The 21,142-nt window shown below is 64.7% G+C and carries 18 protein-coding genes; 13 read left to right on the forward strand and 5 right to left on the reverse strand.

The features are described 5' to 3' along the window. Window positions 1-110 precede the first annotated feature (110 nt). From C5N93_RS20520 to C5N93_RS20530, 3 genes are all read left to right on the forward strand, one after another. On the forward strand, window positions 111-779 hold the full coding sequence (locus C5N93_RS20520) for a DUF484 family protein (RefSeq protein ID WP_242560700.1): 669 nt from the start codon (window positions 111-113) through the stop codon (window positions 777-779). Then, window positions 779-1,837: a tyrosine recombinase XerC gene (gene xerC / locus C5N93_RS20525; RefSeq protein ID WP_242560701.1), complete on the forward strand. Its 1,059-nt coding sequence runs from the start codon at window positions 779-781 to the stop codon at window positions 1,835-1,837. The genes C5N93_RS20520 and xerC overlap by 1 nt, the downstream gene beginning before the upstream one ends. A gap of 199 nt (window positions 1,838-2,036) precedes the next feature. Beyond that, a complete protein-coding gene (locus tag C5N93_RS20530) occupies window positions 2,037-3,251 on the forward strand; it encodes a class I SAM-dependent rRNA methyltransferase (RefSeq protein ID WP_242560702.1) in 1,215 nt (404 codons plus the stop codon). Window positions 3,252-3,292: 41 nt separating this feature from the next. Here the strand turns inward: C5N93_RS20530 and C5N93_RS20535 are convergent, their stop codons facing one another. Further along, window positions 3,293-4,168: a DMT family transporter gene (locus C5N93_RS20535; protein ID WP_242560703.1), complete on the reverse strand. Its 876-nt coding sequence runs from the start codon at window positions 4,166-4,168 to the stop codon at window positions 3,293-3,295. Window positions 4,169-4,427: 259 nt separating this feature from the next. Between C5N93_RS20535 and C5N93_RS20540 the strand changes: the two genes are divergently transcribed. The 7 genes from C5N93_RS20540 (at window position 4,428) to hslU (ending at window position 12,537) form a co-directional block, all read left to right on the forward strand. Next, complete coding sequence (locus C5N93_RS20540; protein ID WP_150720803.1) at window positions 4,428-4,922, forward strand: transcriptional repressor; 495 nt, start codon at window positions 4,428-4,430, stop codon at window positions 4,920-4,922. Between the two features lie 155 nt (window positions 4,923-5,077). After that, on the forward strand, window positions 5,078-6,157 hold the full coding sequence (locus C5N93_RS20545; RefSeq protein WP_069343025.1) for a GTP-binding protein: 1,080 nt from the start codon (window positions 5,078-5,080) through the stop codon (window positions 6,155-6,157). Window positions 6,158-6,547: 390 nt separating this feature from the next. Continuing rightward, window positions 6,548-6,967, forward strand: coding sequence for an RNA polymerase-binding protein DksA (dksA, locus tag C5N93_RS20550; protein ID WP_069343057.1), 420 nt, complete (start codon window positions 6,548-6,550; stop codon window positions 6,965-6,967). Window positions 6,968-7,189: 222 nt separating this feature from the next. Continuing rightward, window positions 7,190-7,687 (forward strand): hypothetical protein, encoded by a 498-nt coding sequence (locus C5N93_RS20555; protein WP_242560704.1) that lies wholly within the window; start codon window positions 7,190-7,192, stop codon window positions 7,685-7,687. A gap of 194 nt (window positions 7,688-7,881) precedes the next feature. Then, window positions 7,882-10,146 (forward strand): TonB-dependent receptor, encoded by a 2,265-nt coding sequence (locus tag C5N93_RS20560; RefSeq protein ID WP_242560705.1) that lies wholly within the window; start codon window positions 7,882-7,884, stop codon window positions 10,144-10,146. A 327-nt stretch (window positions 10,147-10,473) separates the two neighbouring features. Continuing rightward, window positions 10,474-11,025, forward strand: coding sequence for an ATP-dependent protease subunit HslV (gene hslV / locus C5N93_RS20565; RefSeq protein ID WP_069343027.1), 552 nt, complete (start codon window positions 10,474-10,476; stop codon window positions 11,023-11,025). A 153-nt stretch (window positions 11,026-11,178) separates the two neighbouring features. Then, window positions 11,179-12,537 (forward strand): ATP-dependent protease ATPase subunit HslU, encoded by a 1,359-nt coding sequence (hslU, locus tag C5N93_RS20570; RefSeq protein WP_242560706.1) that lies wholly within the window; start codon window positions 11,179-11,181, stop codon window positions 12,535-12,537. Window positions 12,538-12,681: 144 nt separating this feature from the next. Here hslU and C5N93_RS20575 read toward each other — a convergent pair whose 3' ends face one another. From C5N93_RS20575 to C5N93_RS20585, 3 genes are all read right to left on the reverse strand, one after another. Next, the gene (locus C5N93_RS20575) at window positions 12,682-13,689 is read right to left on the reverse strand and encodes a hypothetical protein (protein ID WP_242560707.1); all 1,008 of its coding nucleotides are present in this window, start codon (window positions 13,687-13,689) and stop codon (window positions 12,682-12,684) included. A gap of 279 nt (window positions 13,690-13,968) precedes the next feature. Continuing rightward, window positions 13,969-14,511 (reverse strand): response regulator transcription factor, encoded by a 543-nt coding sequence (locus tag C5N93_RS20580; protein WP_039407290.1) that lies wholly within the window; start codon window positions 14,509-14,511, stop codon window positions 13,969-13,971. Then, the gene (locus C5N93_RS20585; RefSeq protein WP_069343029.1) at window positions 14,508-15,776 is read right to left on the reverse strand and encodes an ATP-binding protein; all 1,269 of its coding nucleotides are present in this window, start codon (window positions 15,774-15,776) and stop codon (window positions 14,508-14,510) included. Before C5N93_RS20585 ends, C5N93_RS20580 begins: the two co-directional genes overlap by 4 nt. A 231-nt stretch (window positions 15,777-16,007) precedes the next feature. Here C5N93_RS20585 and C5N93_RS20590 point away from each other — a divergent pair, with 231 nt between their 5' ends. Together C5N93_RS20590 and argB are read left to right on the forward strand one after the other, a co-directional pair. Beyond that, window positions 16,008-16,508 carry a copper chaperone PCu(A)C gene (locus C5N93_RS20590; protein WP_150720808.1) on the forward strand — a complete coding sequence of 167 codons (501 nt, stop codon included), beginning with the start codon at window positions 16,008-16,010 and terminating at the stop codon, window positions 16,506-16,508. Between the two features lie 884 nt (window positions 16,509-17,392). Next, entirely contained in the window at window positions 17,393-18,298 is a 906-nt protein-coding gene (argB, locus tag C5N93_RS20595; RefSeq protein WP_069343031.1) for an acetylglutamate kinase, read from the forward strand. An 87-nt stretch (window positions 18,299-18,385) separates the two neighbouring features. Here the strand turns inward: argB and C5N93_RS20600 are convergent, their stop codons facing one another. Further along, window positions 18,386-19,291 (reverse strand): LysR family transcriptional regulator, encoded by a 906-nt coding sequence (locus tag C5N93_RS20600; RefSeq protein WP_242560708.1) that lies wholly within the window; start codon window positions 19,289-19,291, stop codon window positions 18,386-18,388. Window positions 19,292-19,478: 187 nt separating this feature from the next. Here C5N93_RS20600 and mdlC point away from each other — a divergent pair, with 187 nt between their 5' ends. Next, window positions 19,479-21,107 (forward strand): benzoylformate decarboxylase, encoded by a 1,629-nt coding sequence (mdlC, locus tag C5N93_RS20605; RefSeq protein WP_242560709.1) that lies wholly within the window; start codon window positions 19,479-19,481, stop codon window positions 21,105-21,107. The last annotated feature ends 35 nt before the right edge of the window (window positions 21,108-21,142 follow it).

The raw sequence follows: 21,142 nt of genomic DNA on the forward strand, positions 1-21,142 counted from the left end.
GCAGGGCTGAGGTTACAGACGGATTCTGATTTAGCGACCCAGGCGGCCGCAGGCGCTCCTTGTGTTCGAGGGGCGGCCGGCGGCAGTTGACGAACAGCAGACGGACATTCATGAACGACCGAGATATTGCGGAATACCTGATCGCGCATCCCGACTTCTTCGAGCGCCACGCCGAATTGCTGGCCGGCGTGCGGCTCACCAGCCCGCACGGCCAGCGAGCGGTGTCGTTGCAGGAGCGTCAGATCGAGATGCAGCGCGAGAAGACCAAGCAGATCGAGCGGCGCCTGGCCGAATTGATGCGCTATGGCCACGAAAACGACGATATCTCGGGCAAATTGCACCGCTGGACCCTCGGTCTGCTCGGCGAGCGCGATCCGCATGCGCTGCCCGAAGCGATTGCCCGGGGTCTGCGCGACGTCTTCAACGTGCCGTTTGCCGCCGTGCGCCTGTGGAACGTGGCTGCGCCGTATCAACCGGCCGAGTTCGCCCGCAGTGTCAGCGAAGAGGTGAAGATCTTCGCGTCGAGCCTCGCAACGCCGTACTGCGGCGCCAATACCGGCTTCGAAGCCGTGACGTGGCTGGGCGCGCCAAGCGATCCCGCCTCGGTGGCGTTGCTCGCGTTGCGCGACCCGCAAATGACCGACGGGCCAGTGTTCGGCCTGCTGGTGATGGGCTCGGACGACGCCCGCCGCTTCCACGAAGGCATGGCGACCGATTTCCTCACGCAAATCGGCGAGCTGGCCGGGGCCGCCCTGGGCAAGCTGCGCGCCGACGACTGATGTCCTCCGGACCCCGGGCCGGGCGCGACGCCAAGGGTGCATCGGTGGCGCCGGCGGCATCGGCCTCATCCGATTCATCTGATACCCCGCCCGGGACGGACGACCGCGATGCCACCGATGGCGCTGACGACGCCACGCCGCTCGAACCGGGCATCCGCACCTACCTCACGTCTCTCGTCAGCGAGCGCAAGCTCGCTGCGCTCACGCTGGAAAACTACACGCGCGACCTGCGGCAATTGCAGCGTCTGGCGAGCGGTCGTGCGCTCGAATCGCTGCAACACGGCGACATTCGCCGCTTCGTCATGAAGCTGCATGCCGAGGGGCTGGTCGGGCGGTCGATTGCCCGCAAGCTCTCCGCCTGGCGCGGCTACTTCGCCTGGCTCGCTCAACGCACGGCGCTGGCCGCCAACCCCGTCGAGGGGGTGCGCGCGCCGAAACAACCCAAACCGTTACCCAAGGCGCTCTCGCCCGATCAGGCATCGGCGCTCGTCGAGTTTGCGACGGGCACGTCTGCCGAGGCGGTGCGCAACCGGGCGATGTTCGAGCTGCTGTATTCGTCCGGCCTGCGTCTGTCCGAACTGACGGGACTCGACCATCGGTATGTCGAGGCGGACGGCTACCGGTCGGCAAGCTGGCTGGATCTCGCCGAGCGCGAGGTCGTGGTGACGGGGAAGGGCAACAAGCGGCGTCGCGTGCCCGTGGGCGAGAAGGCGGTGCAGGCGCTGGCCGAGTGGCTGGAGATGCGTGCGCCGCTGGCGACGACCGAGCCCCACGCGCTGTTTCTCTCGGCGCGCGGCAAGCGTATCGGGGGACGGGCCGTGCAGCAGGGGCTGGAGCGTCACGCGCTCGCCGCCGGGCTGCCGACGCATGTCCATCCCCACATGCTGCGGCACTCGTTCGCCACGCACGTGCTTCAGTCCTCGGGCGATCTGCGCGCGGTGCAGGAGATGCTCGGTCACAGCAACATTTCGACGACACAGATCTACACGAAGCTCGACTTCCAGCATCTGGCGAAAGTCTACGATCAGGCGCACCCGCGCTCGCGCAAGAAGACCTGAGCAGGCTGCCGGGACCGGAGTCGGTGTAGAATCGCGTCCTTCCCCGCAAGTCCCGAACGCTGTCCTGAGAGCTGTCGCAGTGGGTCTCCCCAGCCGGCTGCCCCAGGCGCCGACCCGGACACGCTGCGCGTATCGCTCAGGCGCCCCTCGCGACGCGAGACTTGCCGTCACCCCGAATGCAACCGTTGGTCCGTCCCGCATGAATACCTTGACCCTCAAGCCCGGCAAAGAAAAGTCCTTGCTGCGCCGCCATCCCTGGATCTACGCCACCGCCGTGGCGCGTGTGGACGGCAACCCGGCATCCGGTGCAACGGTCGTGGTGCGTGCCGCCGACGGCCGCTTCCTCGCGCGCGCCGCGTTCAGCCCGGTGTCGGCCATTCGCGCCCGCGTCTGGACGTTCAACGAAAACGAGCCGGTCGATCACGCCTTCTTCAAGCGCCGTGTGTCGGCAGCGCTCGCGTATCGCGAAGAAATGGTGCAAGACACGGGCGCGACGCGTCTGATCTTCGGTGAGGCCGACGGCCTGCCGGGGCTGATCGTCGACCGTTATCAGTCCGCACCGGGCCAGCCCGCCACCGATCAGCTCGTCTGCCAGTTCATGGCGGCGGGCGTGGAAGCCTGGAAGGACGCCATCACGAAAGCGCTGGTCGGCGCGACCGGCTGCCCGAACGTCTACGAACGCTCCGACGCCGCCGTGCGCGAGCGCGAAGGCCTGCCGAGCCTTACCGGTGTGCTGGCGGGCGACGAACCGCCCGAAGCACCGGAATCACTCACCACGCATGAGAACGGGGTGAAGTATTACGTCGACGTGCGCAACGGTCACAAGACGGGCTTCTACGTCGACCAGCGCGACAACCGTCGTCTCGTGCAGCAGCAGGCCAAGGGGCGCGACGTGCTCAACTGCTTCTGCTATACCGGCGGGTTCTCGCTGGCGGCGCTGGCGGGGGGCGCACAGAGCGTGCTGTCCATCGACTCCTCGGGCGATGCGCTGGCCATCGGCGCGCGCAACGTGGCGCTCAACGGCTTCGACGCTGCCCGCGCCGAATGGCTCGATGCGGATGTCTTCAAGACCCTGCGCGCCTTGCGCGAAGAAGGCCGCACGTTCGACATGATCGTGCTCGATCCGCCGAAGTTTGCGCCGTCGGCGCATCACGTCGACCGCGCAGCGCGCGCCTACAAGGACATCAACATGGCGGGCTTCAAGCTGCTGCGTCCGGGCGGTCAGTTGCTGACGTACTCGTGCTCGGGCGCCATCGATGCCGATCTGTTCCAGAAGATCGTGGCCGGTGCGGCCGTGGATGCCGGTGTTGACGCCCGTATCCTGCGTCGCCTCTCGGCAGGCATGGATCACCCGATGCTCACGCAATTCCCGGAAGGCGAATACCTCAAGGGACTTTGGTTGCAGCGAATGTAAGTGTTCGCTATTGGTGTGCGTCGTCGTGTATCAACCCCGCATCAGCCCAGCGTCAGACCGACCACACCCAAAGCGATCAGGACGGCGCCGCCCACGCGGCGGCGCACCTCCCCTTCTCCGAGCACCCGCACGCCGAGCAACGCGGCGACCATCATCGACATCTCCCGGGCCGGGGCGACGTGCGACACCGGCGCGTACTTGAGCGCGGTCAGGATCAGGAAGTAGGAAATCGGCGAAATCGTGGAAATCACTGCGATCTTGCGCCAGTTGGCTTGCCAGAGCACCGCGATACGGGACGGGCGCGAGAGTGCCGCCGGTGCCGAAAGCACGACCCGCAGCACGTTCTCCAGGTAGTAATAGACGAGCGGCGCGAGCATCATGGTGCGGATCGCGTAGGCGTCCGCCAGTGTGTACGACGCGATGAACGCCCCCGTCAGTACCCCCCAGCCTGCGCCCGCGTGCATGCTCCCGCGCCGCAACAGTCGCTCGCCGCCGGCGATCACCAGCACGCCGCCGACCACCAGCACGATGCCGCCGACGGCCAGCCATCCCGGGCGTTCCCCCAGCAGCACGATCGCGCCGATCGAGGAGAGCAAGGGGCCGGTGCCGCGCGCGAGCGGGTAGACCACGGACAGATCGCCCACGCGATAACCGCGCTGCAAGACCAGCGTGTAGCCGTAGTGAAGCAGGGCGCTCACCGCGATGACGCCCCAGCCAAGCAGGGACGGCCAGCCGATGTCCGTGGCGCTCACGAAATACAGCGCGAGCGGCGTGTACAGGACGACCGTGACGAGTGCGTAGAGGAAGACCAACTGCGGGCCACCGCCTTCACGGGTGTCGATCCGTTTGGCGACGAAATTCCAGGTGGCATGCAGGAGCGCGGCGGTGACGACGAGGGCGAGGGCGGTGAGCGACATGACGAAGGGGGGTTTTGTGTCAATTGTATGACGCATTGCCCGTTCACTTCCGGTCACCTGCCGCAAATGGGAGTCCGGAAGGGGCCGGATGTCCCGGATGCGGGCCAATGCGCCCCCGGAATGCCCGGTTTGCCCTGGGGTTGCCCTGTTAACATGCCCGACATGCCCGACACATGGCCGCTTTCATCGCCATCCTTCGTCGAAAGCCCACTTTTGCAACTCGGTTGCAGCGCTGACGGCGCTGTGCTTAAATCGATTCATGAGCCTTACTCAATTACAACCGTATCTGGAAGCCGCCCGCGCGAGCTTGCAGGAGCAATCGGGCCGCGTGACCTCGGGGCGTGTACGTGTGCTCGCGTTGCTGCTCAAGGCTGGTCGGCCTCTCACCCATCAGGAAGTGCTGGCCGATCTGGCGACCGACACTGACCCGCTCGACCGGGTCACGGCCTACCGGGTGCTCGACTGGCTGGTCGCGCAGGGCTGGGCCATCAAGCAGGCGGGCGACGACCGCATCTTCCGCTTCGTCATGGCCGAGCATGTCGACCCCGCGCGTGCCAATGCGCCGCGCCCGCATACGCAGCACGGTCATTTCCGCTGTGTACGCTGCCACCGAACCTTCTGTCTTGACGATTGGCCGCAGCATCCCCAATTGAGCGAGCGCGAACTCAAGCGTCTGCCCGAGGGGTTCGTCGGCGAACAGGTCGAGCTGCTGATTCACGGCACCTGCGCCCAGTGCGCCGGCGCGACCAACTGAGTCACTTCCCGGCACCCTTTCGTCACCTCGGGTACAGTGAGTGACATTGGGGTGCTGCGGAGCCTATGTCCGCACCCATTTGCGCGTTTTTCACGCATTTCCGGATGGCCTCTGGCGGCCCCGGAAGTGCCGCTTCATAACAGGACCTTGCATTCATGACTCCCGTCACTATCCTGACCGGCTTTCTCGGCAGCGGCAAAACCACGCTGCTCAAGCGCATCCTGACCGAAGCGCACGGCATGAAGATTGCCGTCATCGAAAACGAGTTCGGCGAAGAGAACATCGATAACGACATCCTCGTGCAGGACAACGCCGAGCAGATCGTCCAGATGAGCAATGGCTGCATCTGCTGCACGATCCGTGGCGATCTCGTGCAGGCGCTCTCCGACCTGAACAGCCAGCGCGACGCCGGCTCGATCAAGTTCGACCGCGTGGTCATCGAAACGACCGGCCTGGCGAACCCGGGGCCGGTGGCGCAGACCTTCTTCATTGATGACGAAGTGGCTGACACCTACCGTCTGGACGCCATCATCACGCTGGTCGATGCCAAGCACGGCCAGCAGCAGCTCGATCAGCACGAAGTGGTGCAGCGTCAGGTCGGGTTTGCCGACCGCCTGTTCATCACCAAGGCCGATCTGGTCACGCCCGAAGCGCTGGACGATCTGAAGCATCGCCTTGCGCACATGAACCCGCGCGCGCCGCAGCAGGTCGTCGACTTCGGTCAGGCTGACCTGAAGCAGATCTTCGACATTCACGGCTTCAATCTGAACGACAAGCTCGACATCGATCCGGACTTCCTCGCCGCCGACGAGCATGCGCACGACCACGGTCACGACCATGACCACGATCATTCGCATTGCGATCACGATCATGGCAAGTGCGACCACGAAGGGCACGATCACGGGCATCACCATCACCATCATCACGCCCATCACGACGACGCCATCAAGTCGTTCGTCTTCCGCAGCGAGAAACAATTCGATCCGGCCAAGCTGGAGGATTTCCTCGGGAGCATCCTGCAGGTGTACGGCGAACGCTTATTGCGTTATAAAGGCGTATTAAACATGCGCGGTATCGACCGCCGGGTCGTGTTCCAGGGCGTTCACCAGATGATGGGTAGCGACGTGGGCACGAAGTGGCAACCCGGTGAGACGCCGAACACCAAGATGGTGTTCATTGGCGCAGAACTGCCGAAAGACATCATCCTGCAAGGGCTGGAACGCTGTCTGGTCTGAGCGGAATCGCCGAATCGGGTGACGGGAAAGCCCTTAATCGGGGCTGTCGAACGATTCGGTTACAATACCTGCCCACTGGGGCTGCCGCCAGCGAGCTGACGCGGCACTCTGGGGGGTAGGCAGGGGAGCACCGTCATGGCCACCGCCTCTCGCAAGACTGCCACCGCACGCCCCACGCGCCGGTCTGAACCGGCGCCGGAAGCGGGCGCCAAGCGTGCTCCAGCAGGCAAATCGAAGACGGGCGACGAGGCCGCCGCCAAGAAGGGGCCGCCCAAATCGTCCGGCAGGAAAGTAACCCAAGAAGCCGCCCGCGGCATTGCCGGTAAGCAAGACGTGCCACCCGCTACAGGGGCATCGCCGGATCATCCGAAAGAGACGCCACAGAAACCCATGAGCAAGCAACGACTTTTGACCGAGGCCGAAATTCTGAAGATGTCCGACAAGGACTATATGAATCAGGCTCAACTCGACTTCTTCAAGAATCGTCTGGAAGAACTGCAGGCCGAAATTCTGCGTAACGCCGGTCAGACGACCGAGAATCTGCGGGAAACCATCCTCGTGCCGGATCCGGCCGATCGCGCCACGATCGAAGAGGAGCACGCTCTGGAGCTGCGCACCCGCGATCGCGAACGCAAGCTCCTGAAGAAGGTGCAACAGTCGCTGGCTCGCATCGAGTCGGGCGACTACGGCTGGTGCGAGGAAACCGGTGAGCCGATCGGCGTGCCGCGTCTGCTCGCCCGCCCGACGGCCACGCTCTCGCTCGAAGCTCAGGAGCGCCGCGAACTGCGTCAGAAGCTGTTCGGCGACTGATAAGACGACGGGCCCGATACCGCGCGGTGGCGGCAATCGGGTACCTCGGTCGATCGAAGGCATGTCTTCCCGACATGCCTTTTTTCTTTTCTTTTTTGACGCCGACCGGCCGGCCACCGATTGACCCGGTCCGGATTGTCGTGTGCGCGCAACGCCTCGCCGGTCTCGCCGTACGCGCCGCTTTATGGCAAAATTGCAACTCAGTTGCAATTTAAGCCTCCCATGCCGTCCATCGATTCCGCTTCCCGCTCATGGCGCGCGCGTTCGCGTGCGCCGTTGGGGCGTGGGCGCAGCGGCTGGATTGCATGGCTCATCGCTGCGTTGCTCTGCGTGCAGATGTGGGGGTTGCAGCACGAGATCGCGCATGCGCGCGAGCTGGCCGGCATCGGGCAGCCAGCGTCGGCCCATGGCGTTGCCGGCACGAGCGCCGCAGGCCTTTCTCATGATGTCGATGAGGATGCCGACGACGACTCGGACGCCGCGATTGCCGCCGACTGGTCCGTGCAATCCGCGCGCACGACGCACACCAGTTTCGGCACCCATCACCATCACTGCCATCTCTTCGAAGGGGCGACGCTCGCGGCTGCGATGGCCGTGGCGATGCTCCAATGGACAGGCGGTGCCGACACGGCGCAGGCGCCCCTGCGCGCCAATGGACGTAGCCATGCGAGCGCCGTCCTTCTTCCCTTCGATTCCCGCGCGCCACCGGTCGCGGTCTGACGCTTCAACGTCTCCGACGTTTTCCACGCATCTTCGCCCGCACTGACTTCGACGTCCGCAGCGCTCCGGTGTCTCACCGGCCTGCCCTGTCGGCGTGTTGCCGTGCGCGCGTTCGTGCCGATTCACGGGCATCCGGGCACCGTTCGAGGACGGGCGCGCCCGCGCTCATCAGACCGACAAGAAACAAGACCGATATGGCCACTCCCTCTTCCGTCGCCGCCCGCGCGACGCGCTCGCTGCACTCACTCACCGACGACTTCCCTGCGGATGTCACGCCCGCCCACGTGGCCCATCGCCGTCGCGCGTTGCCGACACTCGCGCCGTTGCCGCTTGCGGCGGCGCTCACGTTCGCCGCATTCGGCACCTTCGTGCTGACGAGCCCGTCGGCGTTGGCCGCTGAAACGTCGACGTCGTCGCCCGCATCATCGGCACCGTCAGGCGCTGTCGATACGACGACCGCTACCGCTGCACCGGCAACTCCCGCATCAAACCGCGCGGCTGCGACTGCACAGGGCGAAGCCGCGCTGCCGGTCACTTTCGTGACGGGCAACCCGCTCGGACGCGCCGCTGCCGATCTCGCTGCGCCCATCACCGAGCTGGACGGTCTTGCGCTGGCGTTGCGCCGCGCCACCACGCTCGGCGAGACGCTCGACGGCCTGCCGGGCGTGTCGGCCACGTCGTACGGGCCGAACGTCAGCCGCCCGATCATTCGTGGTCTCGACGGCGACCGCATTCGTGTACTGCAAAACGGCACCGCCTCGCTCGACGCTTCGTCGCTCTCCTACGACCACGCCGTGGCGCAGGACCCGCTGAGCATCGAGCGCGTTGAGATCGTGCGCGGCCCGGCGGCACTGCTCTACGGCGGCAATGCCGTCGGCGGCGTAGTCAACACCATCGACAACCGCATTCCGCGCGAGTCGCTCACGGGCATTTCCGGGGCGACGGACTTCAGCTACGGCGGCGCGAACCGTGAGCGTGCGGGCGCGGCGCAACTCGAATTCGGCAACGGTCAGTTCGCGTTCCATGTCGACGGCTTCGCACGCAAGAGCGCCGACCTGCGCATTCCCGGCTTCGCCCGTTCTGCCCAGCAACGCGCGCGCGACGATGCCGATACGCCGCAACCGTCGGGCACGCTGCCCAACAGCAACGGACAGACGAGCGGCGCCGCAGCCGGCGCCTCATGGACGTGGGCCGACGGCTACGCCGGGCTGTCGTACTCCGGCTACGACTCCGATTACGGCACCGTCGCCGAAGAAAACACGCGCATCCGCCTGCGTCAGCAGCGTCTCGCGCTGGCGAGCGAAGTGCGCAACCTGAGCGGCCCGTTCACCGCGTTCAAGTTCAACTTCGGCTACACCGACTACGAGCACAAGGAAATCGAGAACGGCGCGACGGGCACGACCTTCAAGAACCACGGCTACGAAGGACGCTTCGAAGCGCGCCACGCGAAGATCGGCCCGCTCGAAGGCGCGGTGGGCGTGCAGTTCTCGCAGAACACCTTCTCGGCACTCGGCGAGGAAGCGTTCGTGCCGAAGAGCGACACCACCAACGTGGCGCTGTTCGCGCTCGAAGAGTGGGCCGTCAATCAGGCGGTGAAGCTCTCGTTCGGCGCGCGCATCGAGCATTCGAGCGTGAAGCCGAGCGCCGGCGGCAACGCGCGTTTCGACAATTTGCCGTCGCGTAACTTCACGCCGGCCAGCGTCTCCGCCGGTGCGGTGTTCGCGCTGGCGCCGGCGTGGTCCGTAGCGTTGAACACGGCCTACACGGAGCGCGCCCCGACCTTCTACGAGCTGTACGCCAACGGCCCGCACCTTGCGACCGGCGTCTTCGAGATCGGCGATCCGCAGGCCAAGATGGAAAAGGCGTTCTCGACGGACTTGTCGCTGCGCTACGAGAACGGCCCGAACAAGGGCAGCGTCGGCGTGTTCTACAGTCGCTTCACCAACTTCATCGCGCTGAACAACACCGGACTGACGGTCGACGGCGAAGAGAAGCCACTGCCGGTCTATCAATACGCCGGTGTGCCCGCCGATCTTTACGGCTTCGAAGCCGAGGGCCGTGCACGCGTCTGGCAGGGCTATGGCAATCTCGACGTCGAGCTGCGCGGCGACTACACCATTGGTCGCAATCGCGACACGGGCGAGCCGCTGCCGCGTATCGCGCCGTTGCGTCTGACGGCGGCGCTGGTCTACGGCCTCGGTCACTGGGGCGCACGTCTCGAAATGGTTCACGCGAGCAATCAGGCACGCGTGCCTGCAAACGATCTGACGACGAGCGGCTACACCACGCTCGGTGCTGCGCTCACGTATCAGTTCAAGGCGGGTGGCGCGCAGTGGCTGGCCTATCTGAAGGGCGAGAACCTGACCAATCAGGAAGTGCGTCTGGCAAGTTCGGTCCTGCGCGACATTGCGCCGCAGGGCGGCCGTGCGGTTCGCGTGGGATTGCGCACCACGTTCTGAGCGTTCAGACATCGCTGTAACACGTCAAATACGCCGCAAAATCGAAGCAATTTCCGAGAAATTGTTTCGCATCCTCCGATTCGCGCGGTGCAACGCCGCGCGAATCCCGCGATCCATGCCGCATCCTCGGGCATCGGCCAAACGTCGATGGCGCGTCTCTTACGACGCCGTCGACGCCTCTTGATATTCTTTCGATTGCCCTAAACTACAGTCACGTCTCGCCCGGCAGGGCGTGCCCGCATCGTCTTTCTCACAGAGGGATGCGAGGCGCGCGGCATCCGGGCCAATCGTTACGGGGCGCACGTCGCCCCCCGAAAAGGAACAGGCATGGAGCAATATCACGGCACCACTATCGTCTCCGTTCGGCGCGGCGATCAGGTCGCGCTTGGCGGTGACGGACAGGTCACGCTCGGCAACATCGTGATGAAGGGTACGGCGCGCAAGGTCCGCACGATCTATGACGGCAAGGTCATGGTCGGCTTCGCTGGCGCCACGGCAGACGCCTTCTCGCTGCTCGACCGATTCGAAGCGAAGCTTCAGAAGCATCAGGGGCATCTCACGCGCTCGGCCGTCGAACTCGCGAAGGACTGGCGTACGGACCGCATGCTGCGCCGTCTCGAAGCGATGATGATCGTCGCCGACGAGCAGACCACGCTGGTCATCACCGGCAACGGCGATGTGCTCGATCCGGAAGGCGGCGTGGCGGCCATCGGTTCGGGTGGCTCTTACGCCCAGGCGGCGGCGCGTGCACTGGTCGAGAACACCGACCTCACGCCGGCGGAGATCGTCAAGAAGGCGCTGACGATCGCGGGCGAAATGTGTATCTACACGAACGACAATCACATCATCGAATCGCTGCCGCCGAAGGCAGCGAAGTAATCACACGAACATCGACGAACAACGACGGATGACGCACGCACCGCAGCAGGTGGACTCCTGCGGTGCGAATAGCCGACCGGCGGCTGATCGGCACCACGACAGCTGTCCGGCCGGGCGTCACCTTCCTTGCGAACCCCTAATCTGGCGAACGTCATGACCCATATGACCCCCTCCGAGATCGTTTCCGAACTCGACAAACACATCATCGGCCAGCACAAGGCCAAGAAAGCCGTTGCGGTGGCATTGCGCAACCGCTGGCGCCGTCAGCAGGTGGCCGAGCCCCTGCGTCAGGAAATCACGCCGAAGAACATTCTGATGATCGGCCCGACGGGCGTGGGCAAGACCGAGATCGCCCGCCGTCTGGCCAAGCTGGCCGACGCGCCGTTCATCAAGGTCGAAGCGACGAAGTTCACGGAAGTGGGCTATGTCGGTCGCGACGTGGACAGCATCGTTCGCGATCTCGCGGAAATTGCGATCAAGCAGACGCGTGAAGCCGAGATGAAGAAGGTGCGTACCAACGCCGAGGATCGTGCTGAGGATCGCATTCTCGATCTGTTGCTGCCGACGGGCCGCGAATCGTCGCGCGACATTCGTTTCGGTTCGGCGTCGCACGACACCGAGCCGAGCGGTGAGGACAACGCGACGCGTCAGACCTTCCGCAAGCGTCTGCGCGAAGGCGCGCTCGACGACAAGGAAATCGAACTCGAAGTCGAAATCCCGGCACAGGGCATGGAAATCATGGGCCCGCCGGGAATGGAAGAGATGACCGAGCAGATCAAGGGCATGTTCGCGAATCTGGGCAACCAGAAGAAGAAGCGTCAGAAGCTCAAGATCAAGGACGCGCTCAAGATCCTGACCGACGAAGAAGCGTCGAAGATGCTCAACGACGAAGAAGTCAAGCAACTGGCGCTGCGTAACGTCGAGCAGAACGGCATTGTGTTCCTCGACGAAATCGACAAGATCGCCACGCGCAGCGAAGTGGGCGGCGGCGACGTGTCGCGTCAGGGCGTGCAGCGCGATCTGCTGCCGCTGGTCGAAGGCACGACCGTGAGCACGAAGTTCGGCATGATCAAGACGGATCACATTCTGTTCATCGCGAGCGGTGCGTTCCATCTGGCCAAGCCGAGCGATCTGATTCCGGAGTTGCAAGGCCGCTTCCCGATTCGCGTCGAACTCGAATCGCTGTCGGTCGAAGACTTCGAAGCGATTCTCACGCAGACGGACGCAAGCCTCGTCAAGCAGTATCAGGCGCTGCTGGCCACGGAAGACGTGACGCTCGAATTCGCACCGGACGGCATCAAGCGTCTCGCGGAAATCGCTTTCTCGGTCAACGAGAAGACGGAGAACATCGGCGCACGCCGTCTGTACACCGTCATCGAAAAGTTGCTCGAAGACATTTCGTACAGCGCGGGCAAGCAGTCCAGCGAAGTCGTGACGATCAACGCCGACTATGTGAACCGCTTCCTGGAAGAAGTGGCGCAGAACGAAGATCTGTCGCGCTACGTGCTGTAAGGCGTCGCGTCGCGCACGCCGAGAGAACGGCGTAACGTGACGCGCCGACGCCGCTCCGGTGACACCCCAAACGTTGAACGTCGTGTCAACTTTGGGGTGTTTTACATTCCGGGGCGTCGTGGGGCGAGAGCGTCGTGTCACCGGTCAAAAGCGGTTAAGGAGTCTGTCGATCCACGCGTCGCTGCCATCGGCGAATTCGCTCTCGAAAAGCAAGTCGGACGGTGCGGGCGAATGGACGTCCGGCGTGCCCGGGCAGAGGTTCGCCCAATCCTCTATGGTGTGTGGCGTATCGGTGTCGGCCGTGTCCGATGTGCGATGGGTGAACGGTAGCGGCGAGTTGTCATCTCCCATCGACGCGGGCAGGTATGGGCCAATGCCCTCGCCCTGCGTGCCTGGATACCAGTGCAGGACGACGGTCGGTACCGGATCGCGAGTGTCGTTCGCACCTCGTACATTGCTCAAGTCAGGGATATATGGCGTGCGTGACACCAGTTCTGCGTTGTCATTCAGCCGTCTACGGCCGCGTAACCTGAGCTTGCCGTCGACCGTTAATACCTCACGTAACTGGTTCGCGTGAACGCCAAGCCTGACTGCCAACTGTGCGAACCCTCCCGCTGCGGCGCAGAGTGCCGGGCCGTTGGCCTGCAACTGGCGTAGATTGGCCAGGCTGAATGCATGCTCCGTGCGATCGAGCCGCGCGCGTCCCAGATCCCGTAGTTCGCCGTCGGCATTCACATACTGGCTCAAGCTGGCGCGAGGGACGCCATACGCCAGCGCTACGCCCGTCAATCCCCCGAGTCGCGCATATTCCTCCTTCGGAATGCTCCGGATCACGTCGGCGTATTTGCTCACCCGGAAATACCCCAGTCTCCGGCCAGTGCTCCGATTCCCGGTCGTGATGCGCTTCACAATGGATCGTTGCACGATGGACGGATGTAGGGCGTCGTTCCCCTGAGCGTGCCACGTGTTCTCCAGCGTGGGCGTCGATGATGCGATCGCGTCGGTAGTTGCCGAACTGAGCGTCGGTAAGCCGACGTCCGGCATGCTGGAGATATTTGCGGGGTTCGGCGGTGGATGCGTCGCGTCGTGCAGACGATCGGTCGCAGGTTGCGGCAAGTGATGCCATTGAGGAGGGATTGGTAAAACGCGCATATCCGTCGCACTCCTGTGTGCAATGAAAGACGACAGGTGCGCGCATCGCCAGTGAGAGCAGAGGCGACCGTGGCAAGTCGCCGCTTCGGTGCGCGCAGTCGTGACAGGGTCGCCGAACCGGCGCTGCCACGATTCCAGATATCGAGCACGTTGGAGAACACAGGCGTGCCGGCGAAGCGCCGGCAATATGTCGCAGTACGTTGCTTAAGACAACGTATGGGGACACGATGCCCCAGAAGCACACCACGCGCTTGTGATGTGCTCCATGTCGCGTAGTTGCTACTGCTTGACCGGCCGCTTGAGCAGTTTGCGCTGCAACGTGCGGCGATGCATGTTCAGCGCCCGCGCCGTGGCGGAGATGTTGCCGTTGTGCTCGGCGAGCACGCGTTGAATGTGTTCCCACTCCAGTCGGGCGACCGAGAGCGGCGACGGGTTTTCGATGGCTTCGTCCGCCTGTGTTTCGCTGGCATCGCTGCGCAGCGACGCGAGAATCGTGTCGGCGTTGGCCGGTTTGGCGAGATAGTTGTCGGCGCCGTCCTTGACCGCCTGCACGGCGGTGGCGATGCTCGCGTAGCCGGTGAGCACCAGCATGCGGGCCTTCGGTTGCAGCGCCCGCAGCGGTGCGATGAGCGGCAGTCCCGAGTCGTGTCCGAGATGCAGGTCGACCGAGATCAGGTCGAACTGTCGCGTGCGTGCGGCAAGCAGCGCGGCTGCGCTGTCACCAGCGATCTGCACGTCGTAACCGCGACGCGTCAGCGCACGCGCGAGCGTTTCGGCAAAGACGACGTCGTCGTCGATGAGAAGAAAGTGGGAGGCGTTCATGTCTGACTCCGCGAACCGAAGAAGAAGGTGGCCAGCGGCAGGCGCAATTCGGCGCGCGTGCCTTGCGGCGTGTTAGGGGTGAGCGCGATGTCGCCGCCGAGACGCTGCGCGCTGGCAAAGGCGAGATACAGCCCCATGCCGTGCCCGCCATGGGTGCTCATGACCGGGGAGTTGCCCAGGCGGGTGCGAAGCTCGGCCGTCATGCCGGGACCTTCATCGCAAACGGTGAAGCGCACGTCCTCGGCGCCCGCGATCACATCGAGGGTGACCGACGACGGGCTGAAGTACGCCGCATTGTCGAGCAGGATGGTGAGGATCTGGCCGACCTGCACGGTGTCTTCGATGCGTGCCGTCAATTCAGGCGGCACGCGCAACTGAAACTGCACCTGCGGATGGCGCAAGCGCCATTGCGTGGTGAACGCGGGCAGCCACTCGGCCAGCGGCTGACGCACGGGTGCCGCCGCGCGCGTCTGCACGTGACCGATGGCGCTCTTGCATAGCGCGATCTGTTGTTCGAGCGTCTGAAGGTCCGGCTCGAACGGCTTCAATGCGCTGTTGCCCAGGCTCTCGCTGCGCAACTCGCCGACCACCACCGCCATCGTCGACAACGGCGTGCCGAGTTCGTGCGCCACGCTCGCGGCCTGTGCGCCGAGCGCAGCCATCCGTTCATCGCGCAGCAGCCGTTGTTCGGCGCGGGCGAGCTGGGCATCACGCGCGCGTAGCGCACGCGACATGCGCGACACGAACCATGCGATCACGAGCACGCTAACCACGAAATTCACCCACATCCCGGCAAGGTGCAGACGCAGCAGGTTGCCCGGGTCGGCGAGATCGAGCGGCACGTACTGGAAGTTCAGTGCGCCATAGGCCACGAGCGAGAGCAGCGCGAGCTGCGAGGCGTTGCGCCACGGCAGCACGGCCGCCGCAATGGCCAGCCCGGGCAGGAACAGGGAGACGAACGGGTTGGTCGCGCCGCCGGAGAAGAACAACAGCGCGGTGAGCGCGGCCAGATCGACGAGCAACTGGCTCATCAGATCGAGATCGGTACGACGTTTTGCCCGCTCGACACCGCGTCGCGCACGTATCCAGGTGAGGACGTTGAACAGCACTTCGAGCGCGACGATGGTGAGCATCGGCTCCAGCGGCAAGCGCACGCCGAGCCAGAGTTGGGCGACGCCGATGGTGGCGAGCTGGCCGACGATGGCCAGACAGCGCAACCAGAAAAGCTGGACGACGTTGGTCCGCTCGATGGGAAAATGAGTCATACGATAAGTGTACCAAGTCCGGGTCACGGGCCATCCGGCGTCGCGAGGCGCTGCGACACTCTGCCGCAGCGCCGTGATGCCCCGTATCGCAATGCCCGCACACGCGTTCGGCGGCGCGCGACTACAATGGCCGTTCACGTTTTGCGCGACCGGTTGTCGCGCGATGTCTTCGTCGAAAAGACAGACATGAACCGACGATATTCAGTCCGTCGACAACAAAAAGGAGTTTGCATGAAGCACAAGCTTTTGGTGGCGGTCGCATTCAGTCTCGGTTTGGGCGCGGTGTCCGCCATGGCCCAGACTGCCAGGGTCGATGTCTCCGACGCATGGGCGCGCGGCACCGTTCCCGGTCAGACATCGTCCGCCGTCTACATGACGCTGCAAGCGCATCAGCCGACCACGCTCCTGAGCGTGAGCACGCCGGCGGCGGCCAACGCCGAAGTCCACGAAATGAAGCTCGAAGGCACGCTCATGAAAATGCGCGCGCTGCCCAAGGGCCTGCCGCTCGACGCGAACAAGCCGGTGGAACTCAAGCCGGGCAGCTATCACATCATGCTCACCGACCTGAAGGCGCCGCTCAAGAAGGGCGACACCGTGCCTGTGACGCTGAAGTTCGAGACGGCCGATCATAAGACGTCCGAGCAGCAGGTGCAGGCCACCGTGCGCGATCTGACGGCTGCCGCCCCGGCCGGTGGCGGCATGGCCGGTATGGCGCACGGTGAGCATAAGTAAGTCTCAATAAGCCATTCCCATGCGGTTGTCGCTCGCGCCGGGGCGTTTGCCCGGCGCGGTTCACCGCCGAGGTGGCGCTTCCGGAGACTGCCGACGTTATCGGACGATCAGACGATCAGACGACGTCACCCGGATCGGCAGCCGTGCCGTCGACCGAGACCCCTGCAGCGAGTAGCGCCTCACGCAGACAGGTCGGGCAGAGGCAGGCGTCGACATTCTGACGGGCCGATGCGGGCAGGCGTGGCCAGTCGAGGCACCAGCACTGCACGTCGCGGGGGCCGCTGTCCGGGGTGGTGCCGGCGACGTCAGGGGCGGCGCCCCGCCCGACGTCCGTGATCCTCGCGCCGCAGGCCACTTCCGCCCCGCATCGGGGGCAGCGCGTCGGGGCTGTCCTGCCGTCGCCCGAAGGTGTTCCCATTGTTCCCTGACCTCGCTGGCGATCCATCATTTCCACGTGATGAGAGGCGACGCGCCGTCTTCGTGACCGTACACGCCGCCCGCACCTTCTGCATCCGCCCCCGAGTTGCACAACTGCAACAGCGCAACGGCTGTCATCGACCGGCCACATGCGGCCAACTGCGGCCCGCAGATGGGCGGCGCACGAAGGGGTGAAAGAGTGACGAGGCAAAAATCGGGCACTGACGGGCGTCCTATGATGAGTGAAAGGGATGATACGCACGTAAGATGCTGTGCCGCTGACGGGGCGAGAATCGCCGCTTTTGCGGTTACCCCCCGGCACGTGCCGAGCGCGGGCGGCAGGCGTTGTCCGATGTGACCGTCGGACCCTTCCGATTCCCGTCAAAGCCCCGCACGTCAAGGCTTCTTGGCTGTACAATTCGCCCTGTTTCCTGGTCCATCCGCTTCACCTTCCGAACCTTCCCGCCATGTCCGATCAGCAACTGAACTCCATCGACGACATCGCACCCGCTCTCAAAGCCGAAATTCTGGCTGAGGCGATGCCGTACATCCGCAAGTATCACGGCAAGACCGTGGTGATCAAATACGGCGGCAACGCCATGACCGAAGAGCGATTGAAGCGCGGTTTTGCGCGCGACGTGATTCTGCTCAAGCTTGTCGGCATCAACCCGGTGGTGGTGCACGGTGGCGGCCCGCAGATCGATCAGGCGCTCAAGAAGATCGGTAAGCAGGGCACGTTCATCCAGGGCATGCGCGTGACCGACGAAGAGACGATGGAAGTGGTCGAGTGGGTGCTCGGCGGCGAAGTCCAGCAGGACATCGTCATGCTGATCAACCAGTACGGCGGCCAGGCTGTCGGTCTCACCGGCAAGGACGGCGGTCTCATCAACGCTCGCAAGATGATGATGCCGGATCGCGAGAACGCCGGTCAGTTCCTCGACATCGGTTATGTCGGCGAAGTCGACTCGATCAACCCGGCCGTGGTGCGCGCGCTTCAGGACGACGCCTTTATCCCGGTAATTTCGCCGATCGGTGTGGGCGAAGACGGTCAGGCGTACAACATCAACGCCGACCTCGTGGCCGGCAAGCTTGCCACGGTGCTGGGCGCCGAGAAGCTGGTGATGATGACCAACATTCCGGGTGTGATGGACAAGGACGGCAATTTGCTGACCGACCTCTCGGCCCGCGAGATCGACGAACTGTTCGCAGACGGCACGATCTCGGGCGGCATGCTGCCGAAGATCTCGTCGGCGCTCGACGCCGCCAAGAGCGGCGTGAAGTCGGTGCACATCGTCGACGGCCGCATCGAGCATTCGGTGCTGCTGGAGATTCTGACCGAGCAGCCGTTCGGCACGATGATCCGCTCGCACTGAGCGCGACGTCGACAAGGCCGCCGGGGCGATCCGGCGACCTGCGAGTTACAGGCGGACCCTTCGGGGTCCGCTTTGCATTTGGGCGGCTCAATCGGGCGCCGTCAACTGACGCAGTTCGTCGAGCAGCTTTGCCGCCGGGCTCGGCAGAATGCCCTGACGGCGGCGGAAAGCGGTGAGCGTACGTGTGGCGCGCACGGACGCAATCGGCAGCGTATCCATCACCCGTGCCGAGGCTTCGACGTCGTACATCGGCTCAGGCATCCACGTCAGGAACCCGCAGCGCGCCACCATGCTCTTGAGCACCGGCACCGAGCGTGTCTCCACGACGATGTTCGGCAGGCCCAGCCCGTGCGCGGCGAACACGCCCTGCATGTGCGCGTAGGGCGCAGTGCCGCGCGGCGGAATCGCCCAGCGCTCGTGCAGCGTATCCGCCAGCGTAATCGTCTCGCGCTGGCGCAACGGGTGATCGCATCTGGCAACAACGTAACTGTCGTCTTCCCAATGGCAGTCGGTGATCGCGACGATGTCGTCCGTGTCCGGTGCGACGGTCGAGAGCGCCAGATCGATTTCATGCCGCATCAGTCCCTGTGCGAGCCGGTCCCACACACCTTCAATGATCTCCACGCGCAGATTCGGCCAGCGGTTGAGCACGCGGTCGACCGCGAGCGGCAGCACATGACTGGCGATGGCACCGACGGCGCCGACCTTGATCGTGCCCTTCGCCAGCCCGCGCATCGCGTCGATCTCCTCGCGCGCATGCTCGGCTTCGCGCGCGAGCAGCATGGCGTGAGGCAGCAGCGCGTGGCCGAATGCCGTGAGCTCCATCCCCTTGCTGTGACGCTCGAACAGCGGCGCGCCCAACTCCGTCTCGAGACGCTTGATCGTGCGGCTGAGCGCTGGCTGCGTGAGATGGAGTTCGGTGGCGGCGCGCCCGAGACTGCCGGTGGCAACGATGGTCGTGAAAGCGCGTAGCTGCTGGAGATTGAGGCTCATGGTGGACGACGAAACTCCCGAACGCGGATCAACGGAGATGGCATGGACCGCAAGGATGGCGAGGGTGGCGTGGGCAGCGGTCGTCAAAAAGTCATGCAAAAGCGTAATGACTTCGGCACACAAAAGCAATTCCGATGCATATATCGGCTGCCTATACTTTTCGAACCGCCAAGAGACCAACGCCTCCATGAAAGACAGCCGAGAACTCCATGCCGGCCAGCACGCCGGCGCACCCCAGCCCCTCACCGTGCGCGAGGTCGTGATCGACCTGATGCGTCGCCACGGCATGACGAAGGTCTTCGCCAATCCCGGGTCGACGGAACTGCCGTTGTTTCGCGACTTCCCCGAAGACTTCGACTACGTGCTGGGTTTGCAGGAAGCCGTCGTTGTCGGCATGGCCGACGGATACGCGCAGGCCACCGGCAACGCAGCGTTCGTGAATCTGCACTCCGCCGCCGGTGTCGGCAATGCGATGGGCAACATCTTCACGGCGTACAAGAATCAGACACCGCTCATCGTGACGGCCGGTCAGCAGGCCCGCTCGATCCTCCCGTTCGACCCGTTCCTCGCCTCGGTGCGCGCCACCGAACTGCCGCAGCCCTACGTCAAGTTCAGTCTCGAACCGGCGCGTGCCGAAGACGTCCCGCTCGCGCTTGCCCGGGCGTATCACATTGCGATGCAGGAGCCGAAGGGACCGGTCTTCGTCTCCATTCCGGTGGACGACTGGGATCGCCCGGCCGAGCCGGTGCCGCCGCGTCAGGTGAGTACGCGCGTGCAAGCCGAGCCGGCGGCGCTGGCGCAACTCGCGGCGGCGCTCGATGCGTGCGAGCGTCCCGTGTTCGTGGTCGGCTCGTCGATCGATCGGGCGGGGGCGTTCGACGCCGTCGTGGCACTCGCCGAGCGTCACAACGCCCGCGTGTTCACCGCACCGATGTGTGCGCGCTGTGCCTTCCCGGAAGATCACCGTCTGTTCGCAGGGTTTCTGCCGCCGATGCGCGAGAAGATCGTCGGCCTGCTCGGTGGTCACGATCTGATTCTCGTGATCGGCGCCCCGGCGTTCACGTATCACGTGGAAGGCGCCGGGCCGCACGTGCCGGAGGGGGCATCGCTGTTCCAGTTGGTCGAGGATCCGGGGCTGGCCGCATGGACGCCGGTCGGTGCGTCGGTTGTCGGCAACGTGCGTCTGGGTGTGGAAGCGTTGCTCGCACGTGAGATGCCGAACGAGCGCGTCGCGCCGCCTGTGCGTGCCGTGCCGCCGGTCGCGACGGTCAACGCGCCCGGTGAGCCGATGACGACCGCGTTTGCGCTTCAGACGCTGGCGCAAGTGCGCGACGCACAAGATATCGTCGTGGAAGAAGCACCGAGTGCGCGACCTGTCATGCAGCAATACCTGCCGTTCACGCAGGCGGGCACCTTCTACACGATGAACAGTGGCGGCCTCGGCTATTCGATGCCGGCGGCTGTCGGGGTGGCAATGGCCCGGCCCGGGCGCCGCATCGTCTGCCTGATCGGCGACGGCTCGGCCATGTACTCGATTCAGGCGCTGTGGAGCGCGGCGCAGGCACGGCTGCCCATTACCTTCGTTATCCTGAACAACCGACGCTACGCCGCGTTGCAGGAGTTCGCACCTGCGTTCGGGTTCGGCCCGAAGGATCCCGTGCAGGGCACCGACCTGCCGGACCTCGATTTCGTGCGCATGGCCGAAGGCATGGGGGTACGGGGACAACGCGTGGAGCAGGGCAGCGCGTTGCGCGACGTTCTGTCGCACGCCATCGATAGCGGCGAGACGCGCCTCGTCGAACTCGTGGTGGCATGATGCACAGCGCATTCCCTGCATCCTTCGATGCATCC

The organism is Pandoraea sp. LA3, assembly GCF_022696215.1.
In the GTDB taxonomy this organism is placed as follows: domain Bacteria; phylum Pseudomonadota; class Gammaproteobacteria; order Burkholderiales; family Burkholderiaceae; genus Pandoraea; species Pandoraea capi.